Below are 23,403 nucleotides of genomic sequence, written 5' to 3'. Positions count from 1 at the left end.
AAGTTTTTCAGGTCGCCGGCGCGGGCCGGGGCCCGCTTGGCTCCGTCCGCTCCGCGGGGGGATATTTGGGCAGAAAGAAAGCCTCAGGCCGTCAGGTGCGGGGTGGCGCTTGCATAGCGCTGGTCGGCCCAAGCGGCGACGGCAGCACCGAAGGCCTGGAACAACGGGCGCGACACGGGGTCGTTCGCCGCGTTCCATTCAGGGTGCCACTGCACCGACAGGGTAAAGCCCGGCGCGTCCTTGACGTAGATCGCCTCGGGCGTGCCATCGGGCGCGTGGCCGTCGATCACCACTTGCGCCGCAGCCCGCGCAATGCCTTGGCCATGCAGCGTGTTCGTCATCACTTCGCGCGCGCCCAGCAGGCGGTGGAACGGCCCGTCTTCGGTGAAGGTCACCGGGTGGCGCAGGGCAAACTTTTCCTCAAGCGTGCCATCGGGCGGCATGCGGTGGTTCATCCGGCCCGGCAGATCGCGGATTTCGGGGTATAGCGTGCCGCCAAGGGCCACGTTCACCTCTTGAAAGCCACGGCAGATGCCAAGGAACGGCTGGCCCCGGTCAACGCAGGCGCGGATCAGGGGCAGCGTGATCGCATCACGGCAGCGGTCAAAGCAGCCATGCGCAGGCGTCTCATCCTCGCCATACTCGCTGGGGTGGACGTTGGGGCGGCCGCCGGTCAGCAGGAACCCGTCACACAGATCAAGCAAATCCTGCACCGACACCAGTCTTGGGTCGGTGGGAATGATCAGGGGCAAGCAGCCCGCAACCTCGGCCACGGCGGCAGAATTCATCGTGCCGCCGGAATGCACCGGGTAATGGTCATTCAGCAGAAAGCTGTTGCCGATGATCCCCACGACGGGGCGTCTGCCCCGATTTCCTGCACCGTCCACCTGTCCACCTGTGCAATATTCCGGCCCTACCATAGCGCCGCATCCGCTCCGGCGCAAAGCCCTTGGGCCTTGCCGACGCGCACAACCCGGCTTCACCGCTGCACAATGCCCGGAAGACGGGCAGGCTCAGGCCGAAATGGCGGGCCTTCACCCAGCGATCAACGATCAGCCACGTTTCCTCAGGTAGGCCTCGGCAATCGCCACCATGCGGGGGCGGTCCATCTCTGGCCCATGCCCCCCGATGACCAGCCGGCAGTCCAGATGGCGCAGGCGGTCCATCGTTGCCACGTAATCAGGGATCGAGGCGCCCGGAAGATCGTCGAGAATATCGTCGTCATAGATCGCGTCACCGGACAGAAACAGCCCGCTCGCTTCATCCAGCAGGCCGATCCCGCCGGGGGAATGGCCTGGCAGGTGCAACACGGTGAACTGGCGGTCACCAAGGTCAATCCGGTCCCCCTCATCCAAAGTGCCGGTCAGGAGCGCCGGGCGCAGTTGCCAGTCAGCAGGCAGCCACCCCGGCGCGGGGTCCTTTGCGACGAGGTCAGGCCAGTCCCGAAATTCCTCGGCGAAGGTCTCCACCCCCGGCAGGCCCGCGAAGCCCGCAGCTTCGGCGGCATGGCCCATTCGGTCGGTGAATTCGTGAAGCCCGCCGATATGGTCGACATGGGCATGGCTGGCCACGGCAAGCACCGGGCCACCCGACAAAGGCAGACAGGGCCGCAAGGCCACCAAGCCACAGCCGAAATCGAACTGCAGGTCGCGATCCCTGCCCCGGACGGTAACCATCGCGGCGCGAAACATCTCGGCCACGGCAGGCTCAAGCGTTACGAAAACGCCGGGCGCGACCTCACGCGTCTGGAACCAGCCCATCAGGCGCCTTTGGCCACAACCTGCGTCGCCGCCGCCAGCGCCCCCGGCCCATGCGGGATCTCCAAAGCGACCATCCCCGCCTCCATCACCGCAAGCGCGCCCAAGGTCATATGCGCGTTCACATGCCCCATGTGTGCTACGCGAAGAAAGCCGTGATAGGCCGGGTCCGTTGACGGCGCCATGCCAAGGCCGATCCCCAGCGTCACGCCCGCCTTCGTCTCGCACCATTCGCGCAAGCGTGTGGCGTGGGGCGCGCCCAGCCGGGCAGCGGTGACCGACCAGCCCCGGTGCGCCGGATCGGCCACGTTCATCCCGATGGCAGGATTGCCCGCGCCCCACGCGTCAAAAGCCGCCCAGACGGCGCCGGCCAGCACCCGGTGGCGGGCCCAGACCTGCGGCAGACCTTCTTCACGGATCATGTCCAGCGCTGCCCGCAACCCGTAGAGATGGCTGGTGGGCGCAGTGCCGTCCCAGATCTGCCAGAACTCAGTCGGTTCGGCCCTTGGCCCCCAAGCCCAGTAGGGGCTGGCAAGGTCAGACCCGGCACAGCGCTGGCGCGCAGCTTCCGAGAACCAGACAAAGGCCATGCCGGGCGGTGTCATCAGCCCCTTCTGGCAGGCGGCCACCGTGACATCGACACCCCAATCGTCCATCCGGTATTCATCGCAGCCAAGGCTGGCGATGCAATCCACCGCCAGAAGTGCGGGATGCCCCGCCGCATCCATCGCCTTGCGCAGGGCCGGGATGTCGGTCTTGATCGAACTCGCGGTATCGACATGCGTGGTCAGCACCGCCTTGATCTTGTGGCCCGTGTCAGCCCGCAACGCCGCCTCGACCTGCCCCATGTCCGCCGGGGTGGATTTGCCGAAATCCAGCACCTCGACCTCGATCCCCATGGCGCGGGCGCTGTTGGCCCAGCTCAGGCCGAATTGGCCCACCGCCAGCACCAGCGCCTTGTCGCCGCGGCTGAAAAGGTTGGCATTCGCCGCCTCCCAGCCCGCGTGGCCGTTGCCGATATACATCGCGACATGGCCCGTGGTCCCCGCCACCACCCGCAGATCGGGGAACAGCCCCGCGACCATCTCGATCAGGTGACCCTCATAGATGTTGGGCGAACCCTGATGCATCGCGCGCAACACCCGGTCGGGGATGACCGAGGGGCCGGGAATGGCCAGATAGGGGCGGCCGTGGGCAAGGCTCATGCGTCTCTCCATCGCTGTTGCGCAATGGCTAGGCTTGCCGGGCGCCAGCGTCAATGCGCGGCCTGCTTGAGGCAGGGCCACTTTCCGGCTAAACGCGCTGCAGACCTGCCCGAAAGGCCTTATCTCCTTGCAGCCGCCCCGTCCCTATCCATCACGCGAACTGTTCCTGCGCTTCTTTCGCAGCTACTTGCGGCCACACTTGCCCCTGATGCTGCTGGCCTTCGGGCTTATGGCGCTGGAGGGGTCCACGCTGGGCCTTCTGGCCTACATGATTCAGCCGCTCTTCGACAAGGTCTTCGCGACCGGCGGCACGGGTATGCTGGTCTGGGTCGGCGGTGCGATCCTTGGGCTGTTCCTGTTGCGGGCGATCACCTCGATCGCCGGGCGCTGGCTGCTGGCCCGGGTCAACCAGAACGCCGCCGGGGCGATGCAGGCCGATCTTGTTCGCCATCTCCTGACCCTTGATGCCGGGTTCTTCCAGACCAATTCGCCCGGACAACTGATCGAGCGGGTTCAGGGCGACACCCAGGCGGCACAGGGGGCTGCCACGCTCGTCATCGGTGGTGTCGGGCGCGACCTCGTGTCGCTCGTCGGCCTTTTCACCGTGGCGATCTTTATTGACCCGGTCTGGACCATCGCCGCCCTTGTCGGCACGCCCGTCCTCCTTCTGCCCGCCCTGACGCTGCGGCGCTACATCCGGCGCAAGTCGATGCACATGCGCGAACAGGCCGGGCTGCGCGCCACGCGGCTGGATGAGATCTTTCACGGGATTCAGGCCGTCAAGCTGAACCAGATGGAAGACTACCAGGCCAAACGCTTCCAGACGATCATCCAGCGCATCATCCGGGCCGAGGTGAAATCCGCCCTTGGCCGCGCCGCCATGCCGGGGCTGGTCGATGTGGTCACCGGCGTTGGCTTCTTCGCCGTCCTGATGCTGGGCGGCCGCGAAGTGGCCGAAGGCACCCGCACAACCGGCGAATTCATGGCGTTCTTCACCGCAATGGCGCTGACCTTTCAGCCGATCCGCCGTCTGGGCGATCTTGCGGGCCTGTGGCAGGTGGCCGAGGCCAGCCTTGAACGGATCTTCATCCTGTTCGACACCCGCCCAACCGGGTCGCGCCCCGCTGTCAGCCATGCCCGCCCGGCCGCTGGGGCGCCAGAGGTGCGCTTTGCCGATGTCCACTTCAGCTATCCCGACCGCCCGGTGCTGAACGGCCTGACCTTCACGGCCGAGGCGGGCAAGGTGACGGCACTCGTCGGCAGTTCCGGCGCCGGAAAGTCGACGGTGTTCCAGCTGATCTCCGCCCTGATCGAGCCGCAGGCGGGCCGCATCCTGATCGGCGGCGTCGATGTGTCTGAAATGAGCCTGTTCGACCAGCGCGCGCTTCTGGCCTCGGTGTCGCAGGACGCAGCGCTCTTTGATGAAACCCTCCGGGAAAACCTGCTGCTCGGGCGCACCAATCTGGGCGAGGCGCGCCTTGCCACAGCCCTGTCCGATGCCGAGGTGTCGGGCTTCATCGCATCGCTGCCACAGGGTCTGGAAACCCCGGCCGGGCCGCGCGGATCGGCCCTGTCCGGCGGCCAGCGCCAGCGCATCGCCATCGCCCGCGCCCTGCTGGCCGACGCGCCGGTCCTCCTGTTGGACGAGGCGACCTCGGCGCTCGACACACGGACCGAGGCCGCAGTGTCGGCTGCCCTCGCCCGCGCGCAGGCTGGACGCACGACGCTGGTCATCGCGCACCGGCTGTCCACGGTGAAGGGCGCAGACAAAATCCTCGTCCTCGATCAGGGAAGGGTCGTGGAAGAGGGCACGCATGACGCGCTGCTGGCCAAAGCCGGGCTATACGCGCAACTCCATCAGGCACAGTTGCGTGACTGATCTTTTCCCCGCCCCGGATGCGCCATAAGGTCCCGCAGATGAACATCCATGGCGAAGCAGCACCCGACCGCACCGTCTGGGCCGTGACTGGCCCCGACGCACTGACCTTTCTGCAGGGCCTTGTCTCCAACGACCTGCGCCCATTGGAAACCGCGCCGGGTATCGTCTGGTGCGCGCTCCTGACCCCGCAAGGCAAGTATCTGGCCGATTTCTTCGTGGTCCGCCCGCCTGAGGCCCTGCCGGACAACGCCCTCCTGATCGACATCGCCACCGCACTCGCCCCCGCCACCCTACGCCGCCTGACCATGTACCGGCTGCGCGCGGCTGTGCAGATCGCCCCCTCGCCGCTGCAGGTCCAGCGCGGCCTAGGGGTTCCGCCGCAAGGCGCCCTGCCCGACTCGCGCCACCCAGCCCTTGGTTGGCGGGCCTGGACGGACAGCGAAGGCGCATCCCCAACGGTCGACTGGGACGCGATCCGCGTGGCGCATCTGATCCCCGAAAGCGGGGTCGAGCTGGTGCCGGATGACAGCTACATCCTTGAAATGGGCTTTGAGCCGCTGCACGGCGTCGACTTCCGCAAGGGCTGCTATGTCGGTCAGGAAGTCACCGCCCGGATGAAACACAAGACCGAATTGCGCAAGGGCCTTGCCCGGGTCAGCGTTCAGGGCAGCGCACCGGTGGGAACCGAAATCACCGCCGGGGAAAGAACCGTGGGCCGCCTTTACACCCAAAGCAACGGCTTTGGCATCGCCTACCTGCGGCATGACTGGGTCACCCCGATCATGCAGGCAGGCACGGCGACCGTCAGCCCGACCACCGAAACCTAAGAATTTTCGCAGAAAATTCGTCGGCGCGAACGCTCAGGCCCGCTCGCTGTATTCCATCAACTCGGTGTGGACGATGATCATCTCATCGACGTTGATGAACGGCGGCACCATGATGCGCACGCCATTGTCCAGCACCGCAGGCTTGTAGGATTTGCTGGCGGTCTGGCCGTTCTGCACCGGCTCCGTCTCGACCACCTTGCAGGTCACCTTCTGCGGGATGGTCACGTTCAACGGCTCATCGCCGAAATACTGGACTGACACGGTCATCCCATCCTGCAGGAACGGCCGACGATCGCCCAGCAATTCGGCGTCCAGTTCGATCTGCTCGTAGGTCTCGTTGTCCATGAACACCAGCCGCCCGTCGGTTTCATAAAGAAACTGCTGATCCTTCATCTCAAGCTCGACCTGCTCCACCTTGTCTTCCGACCGGAAGCGTTCGTTCAGCTTCCTGCCGTCGCGCAGGTTCTTCAACTCCACCTGCGCAAATGCGCCCCCCTTGCCGGGCTTGACGTGGTTCACCTTGACCGAGGCCCAAAGCCCCCCGTCATGTTCGACGATCGTCCCGGGGCGGATTTCGTTTCCGTTGATCTTTGGCATGGCGCGCGCGGAACCTTCGTAAAATGGTTGAATTGGCCTTAACGGGTCCTATATCTTGCCAGTGTAGGGTCAGCAAGACGACTAGATACGGTAGGGGATGCGTTCAGCCATGCGCCCAGTGCATAGCGGTTATTCGAAAGCTGAACCCCCGAATCGTGTTCAAATCGTTACAACGCTCGAACACCGCGAAAGACAAGAGCAAGAATAAAGGAACGTCCGATGCTGGATACCATCGACAGCACCGCCTTCAACTTCGAGCAAGGACAGCGCGCGCGCAAACTTTTTGCCGCCGTGGTTCTGGCTGCGCTGGATGATGCGATCGCAGATGACAAGAAATACGGCAACGGCCCTGACCAGATCGCCCGTTGGGCCCGGTCGCGCGACGGGCGCGAAGTGCTGTCCTGCGCTGGCATCGATCCGAACGAACGGGTCGTGAAGGGGCTGATGGAGTTCGTCTCGAAAGGCGTGCGCACCTCGGTCGCCCTCAGCCGCGAAGAATCCGAACGCCGTCACGCGCTTGAGGCTGAGACCGCCGAAGCCGCCTGAACCGGCGCCTCACCGTTATGAAAAACGCGCCCCACCGGGGCGCGTTGTCATTTCCGGGCAAAGGGTTGCGACCGGGTCAGTCCAAAGACCGTGCCGTCAGGGCGCGGTTGATCTCGGCCCGCACCAGTTTGCGGACGTTATGCGTGATCCGCTCGCCCAGAACACCCTGCAATTCCTCACGGATCAGGTTGCGGACAATCTCGTTCAAGGCCGCCTCGTCCAGCACAGTCACCGGGTTGCCATCCGCGTCGGTCAAGCTTGCAAGACCATCCGGAACGCCCGTCGACACCGCTTTCGGGAACGGCAGGATCGCTGCCTCTTCCGGGGCCGTGTCCATATCCCCGTCAGGCCAGTTCTCTGCATCCTGCTCCCAAGGTGCAGCATCCGCAGGTGCATCTGTATCCGCCTCAGCCGCCACATCTGGCGCAGCCTCAGGGGCAAGCTCGGGTTCAGGCTCTGGCGCGGCGGCTGTGTGCAGGCCTTCAAGGGCATCTTCGGCAAGATCAGGAATCACTACCGCGGCAGCCTCGGGCGCAGCCTCGACCATGACATCAGCCGGGACTTCCGTACCGACCTGAGGCGCAACGAGTTCCGCCTCCTCCACCTCCAGCGCCAGTTCTGCAAGGTCCGGCTCAGGCTCGCTCCAGAAGGCATCTTCCCACTCGCCCTCCACCACATGCAGCGGTGCCTCTGCCTGGACATCCGCGATCACCTCGGCGGCTTCGGCAGGCATCGGGTCTGTCAGGACGTCGGCCAACACGTCTTCAACCTCAGGGGCGGTCTCGGCCACAAACTGGGTCAGAACAAGCGTGTCGGGCTTTATCTCCGCCTCCGGCATCACGCGCAGGGCGGGGGTCAGCAGCAGCTTTTCCATGCCAAGATCGCGCGACACAGTCCGCGGGCGGGCATCCGGCGAGACAAGCCTGCGGACCGAGGAGACCACATCCTCGATGTCATCGGTGCTTAAAGGCTCTGCCATCTGCGCCTTCCGTTATCGTCCGCGCATTCCCCATGGATCAGCTTAACCCGCCAACCCCATGCAGAGCAACGAATTTCTTGAAATCCACCGTCGGGAAGCTTTAGTTGCCGATCTTTTCCAGAATGCGGTCAAGCTTCTTGCCCTGAACGGAATGCGACGGGGCGGTCTTTACCGCGTCGAAATAGGCTTCCGGATCATAGGTCGCGATGCCCAGTTGCAGATGGTCCACGGTCAACAGGCCCATGGTCGACAGCACCTGATAGACACCGACATAGCGCTGCGCTTCGGCCTGCAGGCGGGCATTGCGCGCGTCCAGCAGTTCCTGTTCGGCGTCAAGGACGTCCAAGGTGGTCCGCGCACCGGCAGCCGCCTCTTCACGCACGCCGTCAAACGCGGTCTGCGCGGCGCGGATCTGTTCGTCCGACGCCTGGATCGACGCCGCCGACACCGCCAGGTTCGCCCATGCCACACCGACGTTCTGCAAGATGCCGACTGCAGTCTGCTGCAGAGCCGCCCTCGACCGGTCCTTACCGGCAATGGCCTGCCGCAGCAGCGCCGACAACCGGCCACCGGCATAGATCGTCTGGTTCAGCGTCAGACCAAAGGATTGTGAATCGTTGCCATCCTGATCCAGCCCAAGGGTTGCACCAACGCCGACCGTGGGTTTGGTCGCAGCCTCGGCCAGCTGCAGCTGCAGGTCGGCAATGGTGACCAGACGCTGACCCTGCAGGATCAGCGGGTGCGTCGCGCGCGCTACGCTTTGGGCCTCTTCCAGAGTGCGCGGCAGGGCCGGAGACCGTGGCAAGGGTGCCAGACGGCCCGGATAGGCCCCGGTCGCGGCCTTGTAGGACTCACGCGCGATCAACAGGTCCCCTTCAGCCGCCGCCAGCGCCGAACGTGACGCGGCCAGCCGTGCCTGGGCAATTGCCACATCCGTGCGCGTCGTCTCGCCCACCTCAAAGCGGGCTTCGGCAGCGCGCAGTTCCTGAGTGATCAGCCGAAGGTTGCTTTGCCGCAGCGCCACAACCTCTTGCGCCAGCCGGACGTCGACATAGGCCGACACCGCGCCCAGAAGCACTTGCTGTTCCACGTCAATCAACGCCTGCCGGGTTGCCAGCACGCTTTCCCGGGCAATCTCGATCCCAAGACGATTGCGCCCGAAGTCAAGCAAGGTCAGATCGGCGCTCAGCGACAGGGATGAACTCAGCCCCTCGGACACCGACGGACCGGCAAGCGTATCCACCTCAGCCCGCCGCCAACCCGCCTGGCCGGAAAACGCCACGACCGGCCGCAGGCTTGACACGGCAAGGGCCACATCCTCATCCGCGGCGCGCAGCACTGCGCGGTTCTGATCCAGCAGGTTGGAATTCCGATAGGCGGCAATCAGGGCATCGGTCAGGGTCTCAGCCCCGGCCATCGGCGCGGCAAGGACGCCCGCCACCATCACCACCATCGCCCGACACCAACTACGCATGCCATCTGCCTTTCCAAGACCCGCGCGCACAGCACGGGCGTTCCATTCACCAGAGGTCCGGACGGGTCACAGGCCCGGGTCGGACAGGGTGCGCTGCCCCTAAAGGGTAAAGCCGCGCGCCTTGCGAAAGCCGTCAAGCACCGGGGCCGTCGCGTTGAAGACCGGGCGCCAGCTGATGTGGCCATCGGCCTTGAACCCAACCATCGCGGTGCCAAGAACCCCGTCCATGAACACGGCGCCCACGCGACCGCCGTCCTTCAGCTGGTCCAGCAGCGGTTGCGGAATGGTTTCCACCCCACCTTGCACGGTCATCACGTCATAGGGTGCATGTTTTGCCGCGCCGTTGACCAGCGGCCCGGCAATCACAAGCGCGTTGTCCACGCCTTCTTCCGACAGCAGGCGCTGTGCATCCGCCGCCTGTGTCGCATCTTCCTCGACCGCAACGACGGTATCCGCCAGCCGCGCGATGACGGCGGCCGAATAGCCAAGTCCGCAGCCCAGATCCAGAACCAGTTCATCCGGTTGAATGTCCAGCGCGTCCAGCAGCTTGGCCAGCGTCCGCGCCTCAAGCACGACACGCCCGGGACCAATGTCCAGATTTTCGCCGACATAAGCCGCCTCACGCCGGTCACTGGGAACGTAAAGCTCACGCGGGACCGACAGCATCGCATCGATGATCGGGAACTTGGTGACGTCGGAGGGGCGGACTTGCGTGTCCACCATCATCACGCGGCGGCTGGCAAAGTCACTCATTCTGAACTCATCGGTCTGCTTGGCTCTTTGATTGTCTTGCCACAGAACCGAAACCGTCGCAACGGGCGATCAAGCCAAATGCATGGATTTGGCTGCAGTTGGGCGGGTGGTTGCCTCAAACCTCGTCAGCGGGGTCGGCGGCGGGGCCGGGGCGCCACCCCACGGCCTTTTCGCCCAGCTTGCGGAACTTGTCCGACGCTTGCGTCAACCGCCCGCGCCATTCGGCATTCGGCACCTGCCCTTCCGTCACCTTGAAGAAGACCTGCAGCATGCAGGCAAGGGCAAAAGGCTCGATCAGCGCGGCCTTGACGGCCCATGCGAAGACGATGGCAAAGACGAACATTCCCGCGCTGCTTTCCCCCGGCAACAGCCAGACCACCGCCGCTGCGGGGGCCAGCATCACCAGAAAGACCACCGCTGCCAAAAGCCAGCTGATCAACGTCAGCCAGGCCGCGTTGACCAGCATCGGCCGCGCGTTCTGCGCATAAAGCACCAGACCGTCATGCGCCGCCTCCCACGCGTTTTCCGACCGGGTGCGGATCGCGTGGCCCAGGATCACCTCATCGACCAGCCCGACGGCAAGCCGCAGATAGGCCCGGAACGCCCCCATGACCCGGTCCAGCCCCGGAATGGGCAGGATCGACATCAACCCTTCCAGCAGGCCGGTGATCACGTTGATCACCCCCTTGATCAACTGATCCAGCGCAAACAGGGCCGAGGTCTGGCCAAAGCGTTCGGTCACCACGGCCTTGGCATAGGCGATCTGGCCCTGCCCGCCCGGCACGGGCCTGCCGTCCAGCAGTTCCACCATCACGGCGATGTGGCCGGCCTTCACAAGATAAAGCAGGTAATCGCGGAAAAAGGAGATCACCCCGACCGTCAGGCCAAAGCCCACAGCCCCACCCCAGAACGTGCTGGTGGTCTGGAAATCGGCGTCGCCAAACAGCCCCACCCCGTAGCCGACACCAGCGCCCGTGCCGGTCACGATGATGAGGGCCGCGGTGATCCCGAAATAGACGACCGCGCGAAAGATCACGAAAGGCGCAGTCCGCGCCATCAGCCCCAAAGCCTTGAAAACGCTGAAATCCCACATACCAATATCCCAAGTCACCCAAGGGCAACCTGACGGCAGTACCGTGGAAAATCAAGCGTCAGATCAGCCGCGGACGCGCCAGCGGTAGGGGCCGATGCTCCAGCTTTGCCGCAAGGCCACGCAGGGTGGCGGCAATGTCGGCAGCCGTCAGCCCCGCCTCGGCATACATTTGCGCCGGGCTGGCCTGATCGATGAACTTGTCCGGCAGGGTCATCGTGCGGATCAGCCGCCCGCGGTCAAGCCCGCCCGACCCGGCCAGATACTGCAGCACCTGCGCGCCAAACCCGCCGACAGCCCCCTGTTCCAGCGTGACCAGCGCGCCATGGTCGGCGATCAGCCGGTCGATCAGCGCGGTGTCCAGCGGCTTGGCAAAGCGGGCATCGGCCACGGTGACCATGATCCCCTCCTCGGCCAGAAGGTCAGCCGCCAGCAGCGCTTCGGACAGATGCGCGCCGAACGACAGGATCGCCAGCGCCTCGCCCTCGCGGACGACGCGGCCCTTGCCAATCTCCAGCACCTGCCCTTCGGCCGGGATCTCGACCCCCACGCCTTCCCCACGCGGATAGCGGAACGCGATTGGCCCTTGGTCATGCGCGGCGGCAGTGGCCATCATGTGGACAAGCTCCGCCTCATCCCCGGCAGCCATCACGGTCATGTTTGGCAGGCTGGCCAAGAACCCGATGTCGAAGGCCCCGGCATGCGTTGCCCCGTCCTGCCCCACCAGCCCCGCCCGGTCGATGGCAAAGCGGACCGGCAGGTTCTGCAAGGCCACATCATGCACGATCTGGTCATAGCCGCGCTGCAGGAAGCTGGAATAGATCGCGCAGAACGGTCGCATCCCCGATGCGGCAAGGCCCGCGGCAAAGGTCACGCCATGCTGTTCGGCAATGCCTACGTCAAACACCCGCGCCGGGAACCGGCGGGCCATCACGTCCAGCCCCGTGCCACCCGGCATCGCGGCAGTGATCGCCACGATCTTCGGGTCGCGCGCGGCCATCGCCGTCAACCGATCCCCGAACACCTGAGTATAGCTGGGCGCATTCGACTTTGACTTCACCTGCGCGCCCGTCGCCACGTCGAACTTTGCCACACCGTGATACTTGTCATCCGCCCCTTCGGCGGGGGCATAGCCCTTGCCCTTGACCGTGACACAGTGAATGAGCACCGGCCCCGAGGCCCGCGCCTTGGCCGCCCGCAGCGTTGCCAGAAGCTGGCCCATGTCATGGCCGTCAATCGGGCCGATGTATTCAAAGCCGAACTGCTCGAACAGCGTGCCGCCGCCGGGCATGCCGGTCACCAGCGCCCGCGCCCGCCGCGCGCCATCGCGCACCGGGCCGGGAAGCGCCGCCTCAATCCCCTCGGCAGCCGCGCGCAGCACAGCCAGCGGGCCTTTTTCCGCAATTCCGTTCAGATAGGCCGACATCGCGCCCACCGGAGGGGCAATCGACATGTCATTATCATTCAGGATGACAAACAGCCGCTCCTTCAGGTGCCCGGCATGGTTCATCGCCTCATAGGCCATGCCCGCCGTGATCGCCCCGTCGCCGATGACGGCAATCGTATCCCCCACCGGCATCCCCATCTGCCGCCCCATGGCAAAGCCCAAGGCCGCCGAGATCGAGGTAGAGCTATGCGCCGCGCCAAAGGCGTCGTAGTCGCTTTCGGACCGTTTGGTGAAACCGCTGAGGCCCCCCTTCTGCCGCAAGGTCCCCATCTGCTCGCGCCGCCCGGTCAGGATCTTGTGCGGATAGCACTGGTGCCCCACGTCCCAGATCAGCTTGTCAAACGGCGTGGTGAAGACGGAATGGATCGCCACCGTCAGTTCGACAACCCCGAGGGAGGACCCCAGATGCCCGCCGGTACGGCTGACCGTCTCGATCGTCTCGTGCCGCAACTCATCGGCCAGAAGCGTCAACTCGGCATCGTTCAGGCGTTTCAGATCGGCGGGGCAAGCCACGCGGTCAAGGGTGGGGGTGCGGCTGTCGGGGGTCATCGTCGCCTCCTGCTAAACGAAAAAAGTGCCGTGCGGAGGTGACCCACACGGCACCAGGTCCCTGTCGCCAACAGGAAGGGAACCGGGCTCATGGTCGCGCCCCGGAACCGGGCTGGCATTTGCCCGGATGGAAAGTCGGAGGGCAGCACCCCGCCCCCCGACGTGTCGTGTCAGACCTTGGCCGTCACTTCGACCTGGACAAGATTGCTCCAGGTGTTCGGGTCAGGCGCGGTCTTGCTGTCTTCCGGCAGGAACAGGCTGATCCCGTAAAGCACGCCGGCAAAGATCGCGATCGCCAGCAGGAACAGTCCTGCAAGGAACGCCCCCCAGACCATCTGCCCAAGGGCCCAGACCCGCAGGTGGATGATATGGTTCGGCTCGTGGAAGTAGAGTTTATCAGACATCGCTTTTCCCTCAGTTCAGCGGCGCGTAGCCGTGTTCCTGTGCCCAGACATACCAGTTGTCCACAACAGTGCCGGTCAACAGGATACCAATGCCGCCAGTCAGCGTCACCAGGATCGCGAACCACCAGGCCCAGCGGTGAATCCCCTCCATCGTGGCGTTGAACCCCATGGTCCAGCGCCAGAACAAAGCGGCACGTTCCGAGGCAGTGCCCCGGTCGGCGATCTGCTCAAGTTCCCGGTCGCCACCAAAGCGGCTGACGGCCAGGATCGTCGCCCCATGCATCGCAAACAGCAGGGCCGATCCGTAGAGGAAGGCGATGCTCAGCGCGTGGAAGGGGTTATAGAACAGGTTGCCGTAGGTCAGGCTGAAGTTGTTGGTCCAGTCGAGGTGCGTGAAGATGCCGTAGGGCACCGCCTCGCTCCACGATCCCATCAGGATGGGACGGAAGAGGCCCAGAACCAGGAACAGCCAGATGGCCGATGCAAAGGCCCAGCACACATGCTTGCCCATGCCAAGGGCTTGCGCCCGAAGATAGCTGCGCACCCACCAGGCCAGCACGCTGACCAGAAGGAAGAACGAAGCGATCAGGAAGTACCCACCTTCCGCCATCGGCGGGAAGCGCAGGCCATATTCCGGCGATGGCGGGTCCAGCGACAGCCAGAACAGGTCACGCAGGAAGACGGCCGGGTTGTAGCCGGCCTGATCCCAGAACCAGGCCCCGACCATGAAGAACCACACCGCCCCGGCAAAGAGCGAGATCGTGCCCATGGTGCCAAGGTAGACCGGGCCAAGCTGGGCGTTTCCGAACCAGCCCGCCAGCGTCGAGAAGGTGGCGCCCCGGGTCCGGTTTGCCAGATCCACGCCCTCGACCAACCCCATTTCAGGGGCGCCGCGAACCTGCACCTGGGTAAAGATGTTCTGATACTCAGCCATTTACGCCTCCCGGAATGTCGGCCCACCACGGCAGCTGCAGCCACCAATCCCACCAGACGACCCACTGGTCGAACCAGACCGTGCCAGAGATCACGATACAGACCGCGCTCCAGAAGCCCGCGTTCAGCGCCAAGAGCAGGCCAAGGCGGTGAATGCCAAGGGTCCCGACCGAGTAGCCGATGAAGTCGCGGAAGAAAGTGTCTTCATGGTCCGGCGTCCGCATTTCCTTGCCCTTTTCAGGGTTGGCTGCCGACAGGATCAGCGCGCCATGCAAGGCAAGCGCCAGAGCGTTGGTGAAAAAGAAGCTCACCGCGATCATATGCGCCGGGTTGTAGTGGAAGTTGCCATATTGGTAGCCGGTGTTTGACACCCAATCGAGGTGGGTCCAGATGCCATAAGGGAAGGCATAGCCCCAGGCCCCCATCAGCATCGGCCGGATCACGGTCAGGGTGATGTAGGCGAAGATCGCCACCCCGAACGCGAAGGGCACATGGTATCCCATCCCCAGCTTGCGGCAGATTTCCACCTCTCGCATCATCCAGCTGACGAATGCGCCGATGGCGCAGATCGTGACCAGCTGCCAAAGACCGCCTTCGCGCAACGGCGCAAAAGACAGCCCGTATTCCACGGCCGGCGGATCGATCGAGATCAGCCAGGGGTTCCAGACCCCCTCAAGCGCCGTCCCGTAAAAGATCAGGATCGTACCGAGGGCGGCAAAGAAGAAGGTCGTTACGCCAAAGAAGCCGACGTAAAAGGGACCCACCCAGAAGTCGAACAGGTTCCCTCCGACCAGCGTGCCACCCGGCACGCGGTATTTTCGTTCGAAGCTGAGCAGTGCCATGCTTCTTTCTCCGCTAAGTCCGGGGGCTTGCATCGGGCGCGAGACGCGCTGCCAGCCGGAATGTGACTGTCCCTTTAGGTGTCGCGGGCGGCGGCGGTCAGTCCGCCGCCCACAACGATGGCCATGGGCCTACTGGGTCGCAACAACACCTTGTTCCGCCAACGCACGGGCACCGGCTTCTTCAAGCCAGTTGTAGCCGGGTGTGGAAAGCAGAACGAGGTGGATCATTGCTGCCAGCAGGAACAGGAAGACGCCCTGTGCAACGAAGACTCTGCGGGGATCGAAGATCAGCCAGATTTTGTAGAACTTGGACATTTTTCTATCTCCTCAAAGCCACGGACGCCAGATGTACACCGCCAGATGAGCGATCACGGCCACGGCCGTGAAAAGCATAAGCCCGCTCATGTAGACGGAGTGCAACTCTTGCGCCTGCTCGTCGGTAAGACCTGTGAAACTCAGGTCGGATTTATCAGCCATGTTATCCTCCGAAGGGGTTGACTGACGCCGCATACCCTGCGGCTGGGTTCACGGGTTGGCGTCATGCCTTCCCGAGTTTCTCCGCACCCCCGAAAGGCTGCGGTGAATGGCAATTCCGATGGTCGTGGGCGCACATGCCACCGGAGGATCGAGCTGCCGGGTACCGGGTCCGGCAGAGTGCACTCCCCGCGCCCGAAGGGGCGGAAAGCGGAATTCGGCGGCCTTACGGCCGGAAGATCGCCGGGGTGATCGCCCCGGCTTCCCGCCAGGCGCGGGCCAGGGGGCCATGCACCGGCAGATGGCGGTCGCGGACCAGGGCGATGGCCCAGGCGATTGCTGCCACCGGGATCGCCACCATGAAGATCAGCGAAAAGTAGACATAGAATTCGGCCCGCGGCGTGCGGTGGCCGTGGCTGGCGCCATGGCTGTCATCGTGTCCGCCTGCAGTGTGATCACTCATTGGACCTCTCCCTTGTTTGTCTTTTGGGCCGCTGCGCTGCGCGTGGGGCTCAGGGCGGCGACGAATTCGAAGACCACCCGTTCGGCCCCTTGGTCGAGCGCGGATTTCTCCGCCGCATCGCGCAGGGTCCGGGCCGCGGAAATCCGCGTCAGGATGGGGTGCTCGGACACGATCCGGTCCAGCTCGGCCTGCGCATCGACATCCCAGGGGAAGTCGCGGCGCAGCGTGGTCGGGGTTGCCGCCGTGCTGTCCATCTCGGTGCCCAAGGGCAGGATGTGGAACAGCGCGTCAAAGAGGCCGTTGCAGACCTCTTGCAAAAGATAGACCGCGCCGGCGTAGCCCATGAAAGGCGTGCCCGTGGCGCGGCGGATCGCAGCACCAGGGAAACTTGCCGGAATGAAACTGGGCGCGGGGCCATGCCCGCCCTTCAGTTCCGCCAGATACATCTTTTCGTTGATCGACCCCATGACGATCAGCGGCCGATGCTGGCGCAAACCCGCGCGCACGGCTTCGTTGTTCGTCTTGGTCCCGGCCACCCGAGCGACAGCCAGTGCACAAGGCAGGCCAAGGTCGGTTTCCAGATAGTTGCGGATACCGCGGGTATAGGTCTCATTCGCGACAATGGCGAAGCTGGCGGTCGCGAAGAAATCCTGCGTCACCGAACGCCACAGGTCCCACAGGGGCTTCAGCGTCGAATGTTTTTCCTTGGCGATGAACGGCTCCGGGTCCAGACCCAGCATCTCGCCCAACTGGCGCAGGAACTTGGTCGTCGATTCAAGGCCAATCGGCGCTTGCAGATACGGCTTGCCCAGACATTCGGCCAGACCCCGGCCAAACTCGCGGTACATCACCACGTTGGCATCTGCATTCACCAGATTCCGCATCTCAGCCAAATGGGCGCCAAGCGGCATCACCATGTTGATCTCGGCCCCGATCCCTTCGACCAGACGGCGGATCTCATGCAGGTCGGACGCCATGTTGAAGGTGCCGTACATCGGCCCCAGAATATTGACGCGCGGCTTGTCCTGCGGCTCACGCGGCTTTTCCGGCGGCATCCGGCCTTTGGTCATCCCGAATTCGGTGAAGATCCAGGTCATCGCGCGGTCCGCACACTGCCACTGGTCTTCGTCAATCGTGCGCGGCAGAAACCGCTGGATGTTGGTGCCCTGCGGGGTGACCCCGCCACCGATCATCTCGGCAATCGACCCGGTCACGACGACGGCGGGAAGGGCTGGGTCCAAAGTCTTCCAGGCCCGCGCCATCGACGCTTCGGTGCCCGAGGTCATCTCATCCTCGCCAAGCCCCGTCACGACAATCGGCAGTTCATGCGGCGGCAGCGCATCGGTGTAGTGCAACACGCTGGTCACTGGCAGGTTTTCACAACCCACTGGCCCGTCGATGACAACCTGCAGGCCCTTCACGGCACAGAAGGCATAGATCGCCCCCCAGTAGCCGCCTGCCCGGTCATGATCCTGGATCAGCATCAGATCATCTCCTCGGCCTTGGCGGCTTTCGCGGCCTTGTCGAGCTTCTTCTGATGCAGCGCGCGATAATCTGGCCGCAGGTTCGGCGCGCCTTCCCAGATGCCCGCCGTATCGCCAGTGCCGACGCCCTCAAAGAACTCCTTCATCCCTTCCATCCGGGTCTTGCCCGCGATGGCGGCATTCACCACCTGCGCCAGCGACCCCGCGCCCGCAGGCCCCATCAGGGGCCGGGCAGAGATGAGGTTCGTGAAGTAAAGCGATGGAATAGCTAGGGCTTTTGCCTTCTGCACCAGCGGCGTTGTCCCGATGGCAAGGTCAGGCTTGAAGCCCTCCATCGCCGCAAGATCATCCTCAAGGCTCGCGCGGAACTTGATTGCGACGCCCTTGGCCTCCAGCCAGTCACGATCCGCCGCCGACCATTCGTTGCGCGCACAGGCGGTGCCCACATAAGGCACATCCGCGCCGCTTTCGATCAGCAGGCGTGCGACCAGAAGTTCTGACCCCTCATACCCGCTCAGCGTGATCCGGCCCTTGATCGGCGTCGCCGCCAGTGCCGCCTTGATCGCCGGGCCAAAGGCGTTCTGCGCTGCAGCCACCTTTTCCGCATCAATCCCATAGGCTTCGCCGATGGCCTTCAACCAGCCCATCGTGCCGTCATACCCAACGGGGGCACTGCCCACCACCGCACGCCCAGCCGCCTGAAACTCGCGGATGGAGGCGGTGTAGAACGGGTGGATCGCCGCGACGACACCGCAATCCAGCGCCGCATAAAGCTCCCGCCACTCACGGCAGGGAACCACTGGACCGGCCGCCAGACCCATGGGGGCCAGCATCGCGCCGATCATCATCGGGTCGGCGGGGAACATCTCGCCCAGCAGGGCCACGGCGGGACGGTCTGACCGCCCACGCTCGGGCGCCTGGACCGGGCCAGCCTCAATCTCGGCGCGGGCGTATTTCAGCATCGCACCGGCCAGCACGTCCTTGGCCTCGGCATGGGTCGGCACACCGAACCCCGGCACGTCGATCCCGACGATGCGCACGCCGTTGATCTCGCTTGGCAGCAACTTCAACGGCACGCCAGAAGCCGTTGGCACGCAAAGGTTCGTCACCACCACCGCATCATAGCGGTCCGGGTCGGCCAGCTCATGCACGGCGTCGCGAATGTCCTCGAACAGCTTGCCGGTCACCAGGCTTTCCGAGTTGAAGGGCACATAACCCACAGACCGGCGGGCCCCGTAAAAATGCGAAACGAAGGTCAGGCCATAGACGCAGCAGGCCGATCCCGAAAGAACCGTCGCCACCCGCCGCATCCGCAGGCCGACACGCAGCGAGCCAAAGGCCGGGCACATGGATTGTGGTTTGTCATGCGGGCCTTGCGGGTAATCCTTCGCAAATCCGTCGAGGAGTTCAGAGTTCCCCGCCGCCCGCGCAGCCGCTTCCATCTTGGTCGCCCCGGCATGACATCCCATGCCATCCGTCGGCGCGGCGGGCAGGCTGTCGCCCCCCGGGGCCGCGACGATATGGCGAAGGCCTTCGGTCATTTGCCGGCCTTCCGGGCTTCCAAAGCCTTCAGCGCGGCTTCAAGGGCGGCAAGGGCGTCCAGATCACACATTGTCATACACCACTTCCAGCGAGGGCTTCACGAGGGCGTTCTTGCCACGCATGTCCGCGTCCGTTGCCGGGGTCAGGACGAAATCGGCCCCCGTCGCCTCGGCACTGAACAGGCTCAGCAGACCGTCCTGCGTCAGCGGCTTCGGCTTGACCGGCGGCGCTTCGGCCACGGCGATGCCAAGCTGTTCAAACATCGGGCCCCACTGCGACTCGTAGCTGCCAACGATCTGATAATTCGCCGATTTCTTCCGCAGGTCGTCATCCTGCGGGATCGCGGCCAGTACCGGGATGCCGACAACCTCGGCGAAGGCCGCAGCCTCGCCCGTGCCGTCATCCTTGTTGATCACAAGCCCCGCGATGCCGACATTGCCACCCAGTTTGCGGAAGTATTCCACCGCCGAGCAGACGTTGTTGGCCACATACAGCGACTGCAGGTCGTTCGAGGCAACCAGGATCACCTTCTGCGCCATGTCGCGGGCGATCGGCAGACCGAACCCGCCGCAGACGACGTCGCCCAGGAAGTCGAGCAGCACATAGTCGAAGTCCCAGTCATGAAACCCAAGCTTTTCCAGAAGCTCAAAGCCATGGATGATCCCGCGCCCGCCGCAGCCCCGGCCAACTTCCGGCCCGCCAAGCTCCATCGCGAAGACGCCGCCGCGCTTGAAGCAGACATCGCCGATCTTCACCTCCTCCCCGGCAAGCTTCTTGCGGGTCGAGGTTTCGATGATCGTGGGGCAAGCCTTGCCACCGAACAGCAGCGAGGTCGTGTCAGATTTCGGGTCACAGCCGATGAGGAGCACGCGCTTGCCCATCTCGGCCATCATGTGGGAAAGGTTGGCCAGCGTGAAGGATTTCCCGATCCCGCCCTTGCCATAGATCGCGATGATCTGGGTTTTCTTCGACGGCGGATCCTGCGGGATTTCCAGCGTTGGCTCTTCATGGGCCTCTTCGCGCAGACGGGCGTCGAAGGTCTTCAGGTTCGGAACGTCGTTCATGCGTGGCCCTTCCAGTCGAGAATCATTTTCAGGCAGCCCGCATCGGTGAAGGCCGTTTCGTAAGCCTCCCGCGCCTCGGCGGCCGGGCGGCGGTGCGTAATCAGGTTGGACAGTGACAGCGCGCCGCTTTCGATCAGCGACCGGGTGGCTGTCAGGTCTTCAGCGGCCCATTCCGCAGCGATGCGGATGCGCGCCTCTTTCATGAAGGCGGGCGGGAAGGCGAAGGCGACGGGTTCAGTGTAGAACCCGGCCAGAACAATCTCGCCACCCTTTTGCAGGCGCATCACCAGCTGATCCAGCAGGCCCTTGGCCCCGCTTGCATCATAGATGGCCCGATAGTTGCGGCGCGGGTCGTCTTCCGGCGCGATGACTTGATAGCCGACAGCGCCATCGCGGCGGTCGGGATTGGTTTCCCAGACCGTCGGCGCAGGCGCACCAGCAGCCAGGGTCAGCCGGGCCAGCAGTCGGCCCAGCGTGCCGTGGCCCACGATCAGATCCGGCAAAGCGGTGTTGAACCCGGCCAGCGCATGACGGGCCGTCGCGGCAAGCGCCAAGAGCGCGCCCTCGGCCCCCATGCCCCCATCAATCCGCGCAACCCGCGAGGCTTTGGTGACCAGATGCCGCGAAGCACCGCCGAACAGGCCCTTCACGTTGCCGGTAAAGCAGTTGGCACCGGGCACGAACACTGTTTCGCCAACCCGGAACCCCGTATCGGCACCCGCTTCAACTACTTCGCCCGCGGCTTCATAGCCGGGAACCAACGGATACCCCATGCCGGGAAAGGGTGGCATCGTGCCGGACCAGAACAGTTTTTCCGTCCCGGTGGAGATGCCCGAGTGCCGAACCTCGACAACCAGGTCTTCCGACCCGGGCGCAACCAGTCCAAGGGACTCCAACCCCAGTTCCCGTGCGCCTTGCAGGATTACTGCCGTCGTCTGCACTGTTTCGATCCCCCTGGGCACAGCACCCGAACCCTTCGGTTCATCGGCGCCCTTGTTGTAAGTTTAGCCTTACAATCGTGACTGTCAATTTAATTAGACAGTTTCGAGAGGGATTCTGCAGGGGTCATGGCAGAAAGGGCCGTCGTCACGAAGGGCCGCAGGCTTTTTGCCGGGGTAATCGCATCAAAGCCCGCCTTTTGCAGCAGTCCGGCGATTTCGGCCTCTGATCGGGTGCGGCCCGTCTGCATCGCAAGGGTGTAAACTGTAAAGTACACATCCGTCGCCGGATCAGGCCGCGCCCCGCCAGACATCGGCTCCGAGATGATCAGCCGCCCCCCCGGGGGTAGCGCCTGCCGGACATTGGCCAGAAGTGCGGTCACCGTGGCATCGGCATGGTCGTAAAGCACCCGGATCAGGCTGATCGCATCGGCCCCAAGCGGCAGGTCATCGTCGCGAAAGCTGCCCGGGATGATCGTGACATCAGCCCCAAGCCGCGCCCGCGCCCCAGCCACAACGGCGGGCAGATCAAACAGGGTGCGCGTCAGCTGGGGATGGGCTTTCCCGACCGCCGCCAGAAAGGCCCCGGTGCCGCCGCCCACATCCATCAGATGCGTGATGCCCCGGAAATCCACGAGCCGCAGCGTATCTTCGGCCACCAATCCTTGGCTGTCGGCCATCAGATCCGAATAGCGCGCGGCAAGGTCGGGATCAGCCGCCCCGCCCGCGCCAAAGACATAGGGCCAGAACCCGGCCAGCTCCGGGTCGGTCTTGCCGCGGAAAAATGCTGCGGGATCCGCAAGATCGCGGTAAAGCACCGGGTGATGGCGCACCATCGCCTCAAGCCCCGGCACGGTCAGGAACGCCGCCCCGCGCGGGGTCAGCCGCCAAATGTCACCCTTCCGGCGCATCAGCTTCAGCGCCGCCCCGGCTTGGCAAAGCACGGCCATCCGATCGACCGGAACCGCGCTCAGCGCCGCAAGCCGCGCCGTGGTTTCCGGCGCCTCAGCCAGCCGGTGCAACACCCGCAACTCCACCAGCGCCAGCAGGCACTGGCTGCGGACAAACCCCGACACAACCTCGAACAGCGCCTCACCCTCGGCCCGCGCAATGCCGCGCAGGCCCGGAACGCGGGAACAAAAGCGGTGGAACCAGGGTTGCAGCGCCAGTTTCGCAGCCCAGCCCGGCCCCGCGACCGAACGCGGAACCCCAGAGCCAAGGCCCGTCTCGGTCATTTCGCGCCCGTCGCCCGCGCCCGCTGCGCCCCAAGATCGACCGGGGTCATCCGCTCGGCATAGGCCCGGACCATGCCGGCCAGCTGCGCCTCACCCGGGCAGGACGGGATCGAGGCTATCGCCCCCCCCAGAATATCCTTCAAATGCCGCACCGCGCCCGAAACCCCCATCAGATGCACGGCATTCGGGCGGCCAAGCGCGGCATCCTGCCCGGCGGGCTTGCCAATCTCATCCGCCGTCAAAAGCGCGTCCTTCAGGTCATCGGCCACCTGAAACGCCTCACCGATCCGCGCGCCAAGCTCTTCCCACTGCTCCGGCTCCTGCCCCGCCGCGATGGCCCCCATCTGGGTGGCGGCAATGAACAAGGCCCCCGTCTTGGCCTGATGATAGGCCGACAGATTGACCTGAGCTTCGGATTCCCAACCCTGCCCGGCGCAGATACCGCCCGGCATCCCGGTGCGCTGCGCCAAAGCCTGCACCAGACGCAACGCGCGCAAGGGTTGATCCCCCGCCGCCCGCGCCAGCACTTCGAACCCAAGGACAATCAGACTGTCACCCGCCAGAATCGCCAAAGGCTCACCATGCGCGCGGTGGACGGATGGGCGGCCCCGCCGGGTATCGGCATTGTCGAACGCGGGCAGGTCGTCATGCACAAGGCTCGCGCAATGGATCAGCTCCAGCGCCGCCGCCGCCGCATCTGACAGGGCCGGACGGTCATCGCCGCAGGCCTTCGCCACCGACAGCAGGATCGTGGGCCGGATCCGGGCACCGCCCGACATCGTGGCATGGTCCAGCGCGGCCGCCAGCCGCTGCGGCACCCGCTCAGACCCCGCAAAGCCGCCGCTGGCCAGCTGAATGGCTTCGGTGACTGCCGCCTCGATTCGGACAGATAGCTGCATCGTGCACCTCGAACAGGGCCGG

At 64.7% G+C, this 23,403-nt stretch carries 24 protein-coding genes; 3 read left to right on the top strand and 21 right to left on the bottom strand.

All coding sequences use genetic code 11. From position 1 onward, the window contains the following. Nucleotides 1-83: 83 nt before the first annotated feature. From EI545_RS19045 to EI545_RS19035, 3 genes are all read right to left on the bottom strand, one after another. Nucleotides 84-851: a gamma-glutamyl-gamma-aminobutyrate hydrolase family protein gene (locus EI545_RS19045; RefSeq protein ID WP_164517345.1), complete on the bottom strand. Its 768-nt coding sequence runs from the start codon at nucleotides 849-851 to the stop codon at nucleotides 84-86. A 201-nt stretch (nucleotides 852-1,052) separates the two neighbouring features. Beyond that, nucleotides 1,053-1,760: an MBL fold metallo-hydrolase gene (locus EI545_RS19040; protein ID WP_125326941.1), complete on the bottom strand. Its 708-nt coding sequence runs from the start codon at nucleotides 1,758-1,760 to the stop codon at nucleotides 1,053-1,055. Next, nucleotides 1,760-2,962, bottom strand: a complete 1,203-nt coding sequence (locus EI545_RS19035; RefSeq protein WP_125326940.1) for a pyridoxal-phosphate-dependent aminotransferase family protein — start codon at nucleotides 2,960-2,962, stop codon at nucleotides 1,760-1,762. The genes EI545_RS19040 and EI545_RS19035 overlap by 1 nt, the downstream gene beginning before the upstream one ends. Nucleotides 2,963-3,170: 208 nt before the next feature. Between EI545_RS19035 and EI545_RS19030 the strand changes: the two genes are divergently transcribed. Both EI545_RS19030 and ygfZ read left to right on the top strand, forming a co-directional pair. Beyond that, the gene (locus EI545_RS19030; protein WP_125327725.1) at nucleotides 3,171-4,841 is read left to right on the top strand and encodes an ABC transporter ATP-binding protein; all 1,671 of its coding nucleotides are present in this window, start codon (nucleotides 3,171-3,173) and stop codon (nucleotides 4,839-4,841) included. Nucleotides 4,842-4,885: 44 nt separating this feature from the next. Beyond that, nucleotides 4,886-5,668 (top strand): CAF17-like 4Fe-4S cluster assembly/insertion protein YgfZ, encoded by a 783-nt coding sequence (gene ygfZ / locus EI545_RS19025; RefSeq protein ID WP_125327723.1) that lies wholly within the window; start codon nucleotides 4,886-4,888, stop codon nucleotides 5,666-5,668. Nucleotides 5,669-5,701: 33 nt separating this feature from the next. On the opposite strand, the gene efp is transcribed toward ygfZ, so the two are convergent. Beyond that, nucleotides 5,702-6,265, bottom strand: a complete 564-nt coding sequence (gene efp, locus EI545_RS19020) for an elongation factor P (protein WP_125326939.1) — start codon at nucleotides 6,263-6,265, stop codon at nucleotides 5,702-5,704. 219 nt (nucleotides 6,266-6,484) lie between these two features. Here efp and EI545_RS19015 point away from each other — a divergent pair, with 219 nt between their 5' ends. Beyond that, nucleotides 6,485-6,811 (top strand): DUF6280 family protein, encoded by a 327-nt coding sequence (locus EI545_RS19015; protein ID WP_125326938.1) that lies wholly within the window; start codon nucleotides 6,485-6,487, stop codon nucleotides 6,809-6,811. A gap of 76 nt (nucleotides 6,812-6,887) precedes the next feature. Here EI545_RS19015 and EI545_RS19010 read toward each other — a convergent pair whose 3' ends face one another. From EI545_RS19010 to EI545_RS18930, 17 genes are all read right to left on the bottom strand, one after another. Next, nucleotides 6,888-7,790 carry a hypothetical protein gene (locus EI545_RS19010; RefSeq protein WP_125326937.1) on the bottom strand — a complete coding sequence of 301 codons (903 nt, stop codon included), beginning with the start codon at nucleotides 7,788-7,790 and terminating at the stop codon, nucleotides 6,888-6,890. Between the two features lie 100 nt (nucleotides 7,791-7,890). Continuing rightward, nucleotides 7,891-9,264 carry a TolC family outer membrane protein gene (locus EI545_RS19005; RefSeq protein WP_125326936.1) on the bottom strand — a complete coding sequence of 458 codons (1,374 nt, stop codon included), beginning with the start codon at nucleotides 9,262-9,264 and terminating at the stop codon, nucleotides 7,891-7,893. 99 nt (nucleotides 9,265-9,363) lie between these two features. Continuing rightward, entirely contained in the window at nucleotides 9,364-10,017 is a 654-nt protein-coding gene (locus EI545_RS19000; RefSeq protein WP_125326935.1) for a protein-L-isoaspartate O-methyltransferase family protein, read from the bottom strand. A 115-nt stretch (nucleotides 10,018-10,132) separates the two neighbouring features. Then, entirely contained in the window at nucleotides 10,133-11,110 is a 978-nt protein-coding gene (locus tag EI545_RS18995) for a hypothetical protein (RefSeq protein WP_125326934.1), read from the bottom strand. A 58-nt stretch (nucleotides 11,111-11,168) separates the two neighbouring features. Next, nucleotides 11,169-13,103: a 1-deoxy-D-xylulose-5-phosphate synthase gene (dxs, locus tag EI545_RS18990; RefSeq protein ID WP_125326933.1), complete on the bottom strand. Its 1,935-nt coding sequence runs from the start codon at nucleotides 13,101-13,103 to the stop codon at nucleotides 11,169-11,171. A 170-nt stretch (nucleotides 13,104-13,273) separates the two neighbouring features. Beyond that, complete coding sequence (gene pufX, locus EI545_RS18985; protein WP_125326932.1) at nucleotides 13,274-13,507, bottom strand: RC-LH1 core complex protein PufX; 234 nt, start codon at nucleotides 13,505-13,507, stop codon at nucleotides 13,274-13,276. A gap of 10 nt (nucleotides 13,508-13,517) precedes the next feature. Beyond that, on the bottom strand, nucleotides 13,518-14,441 hold the full coding sequence (gene pufM / locus EI545_RS18980; RefSeq protein WP_125326931.1) for a photosynthetic reaction center subunit M: 924 nt from the start codon (nucleotides 14,439-14,441) through the stop codon (nucleotides 13,518-13,520). Then, nucleotides 14,434-15,282, bottom strand: coding sequence for a photosynthetic reaction center subunit L (pufL, locus tag EI545_RS18975; RefSeq protein ID WP_125326930.1), 849 nt, complete (start codon nucleotides 15,280-15,282; stop codon nucleotides 14,434-14,436). The genes pufM and pufL overlap by 8 nt, the downstream gene beginning before the upstream one ends. 129 nt (nucleotides 15,283-15,411) lie before the next feature. Further along, complete coding sequence (gene pufA / locus EI545_RS18970) at nucleotides 15,412-15,597, bottom strand: light-harvesting antenna LH1, alpha subunit (protein WP_125326929.1); 186 nt, start codon at nucleotides 15,595-15,597, stop codon at nucleotides 15,412-15,414. Nucleotides 15,598-15,609: 12 nt separating this feature from the next. Beyond that, nucleotides 15,610-15,759, bottom strand: a complete 150-nt coding sequence (gene pufB / locus EI545_RS18965; protein WP_125326928.1) for a light-harvesting antenna LH1, beta subunit — start codon at nucleotides 15,757-15,759, stop codon at nucleotides 15,610-15,612. Nucleotides 15,760-15,982: 223 nt separating this feature from the next. Continuing rightward, nucleotides 15,983-16,219, bottom strand: coding sequence for a cytochrome PufQ (gene pufQ / locus EI545_RS18960; RefSeq protein WP_125326927.1), 237 nt, complete (start codon nucleotides 16,217-16,219; stop codon nucleotides 15,983-15,985). After that, nucleotides 16,216-17,703 (bottom strand): chlorophyllide a reductase subunit Z, encoded by a 1,488-nt coding sequence (gene bchZ / locus EI545_RS18955; protein WP_125326926.1) that lies wholly within the window; start codon nucleotides 17,701-17,703, stop codon nucleotides 16,216-16,218. The genes pufQ and bchZ overlap by 4 nt, the downstream gene beginning before the upstream one ends. Beyond that, the gene (gene bchY / locus EI545_RS18950) at nucleotides 17,703-19,223 is read right to left on the bottom strand and encodes a chlorophyllide a reductase subunit Y (protein WP_125327721.1); all 1,521 of its coding nucleotides are present in this window, start codon (nucleotides 19,221-19,223) and stop codon (nucleotides 17,703-17,705) included. Before bchY ends, bchZ begins: the two co-directional genes overlap by 1 nt. An 84-nt stretch (nucleotides 19,224-19,307) precedes the next feature. Continuing rightward, nucleotides 19,308-20,309 (bottom strand): chlorophyllide a reductase iron protein subunit X, encoded by a 1,002-nt coding sequence (locus EI545_RS18945; RefSeq protein ID WP_125326925.1) that lies wholly within the window; start codon nucleotides 20,307-20,309, stop codon nucleotides 19,308-19,310. Beyond that, complete coding sequence (gene bchC / locus EI545_RS18940) at nucleotides 20,306-21,250, bottom strand: chlorophyll synthesis pathway protein BchC (RefSeq protein WP_125326924.1); 945 nt, start codon at nucleotides 21,248-21,250, stop codon at nucleotides 20,306-20,308. The genes EI545_RS18945 and bchC overlap by 4 nt, the downstream gene beginning before the upstream one ends. 89 nt (nucleotides 21,251-21,339) lie before the next feature. Next, nucleotides 21,340-22,482, bottom strand: coding sequence for a methyltransferase (locus EI545_RS18935; RefSeq protein ID WP_125326923.1), 1,143 nt, complete (start codon nucleotides 22,480-22,482; stop codon nucleotides 21,340-21,342). Next, nucleotides 22,479-23,381 carry a polyprenyl synthetase family protein gene (locus EI545_RS18930; protein ID WP_125326922.1) on the bottom strand — a complete coding sequence of 301 codons (903 nt, stop codon included), beginning with the start codon at nucleotides 23,379-23,381 and terminating at the stop codon, nucleotides 22,479-22,481. Before EI545_RS18930 ends, EI545_RS18935 begins: the two co-directional genes overlap by 4 nt. Between the last annotated feature and the right edge of the window lie 22 nt (nucleotides 23,382-23,403).

Source organism: Tabrizicola piscis (assembly GCF_003940805.1).
GTDB lineage: Bacteria > Pseudomonadota > Alphaproteobacteria > Rhodobacterales > Rhodobacteraceae > Tabrizicola > Tabrizicola piscis.
This window is presented reverse-complemented; position numbering and strand designations above follow the sequence as displayed.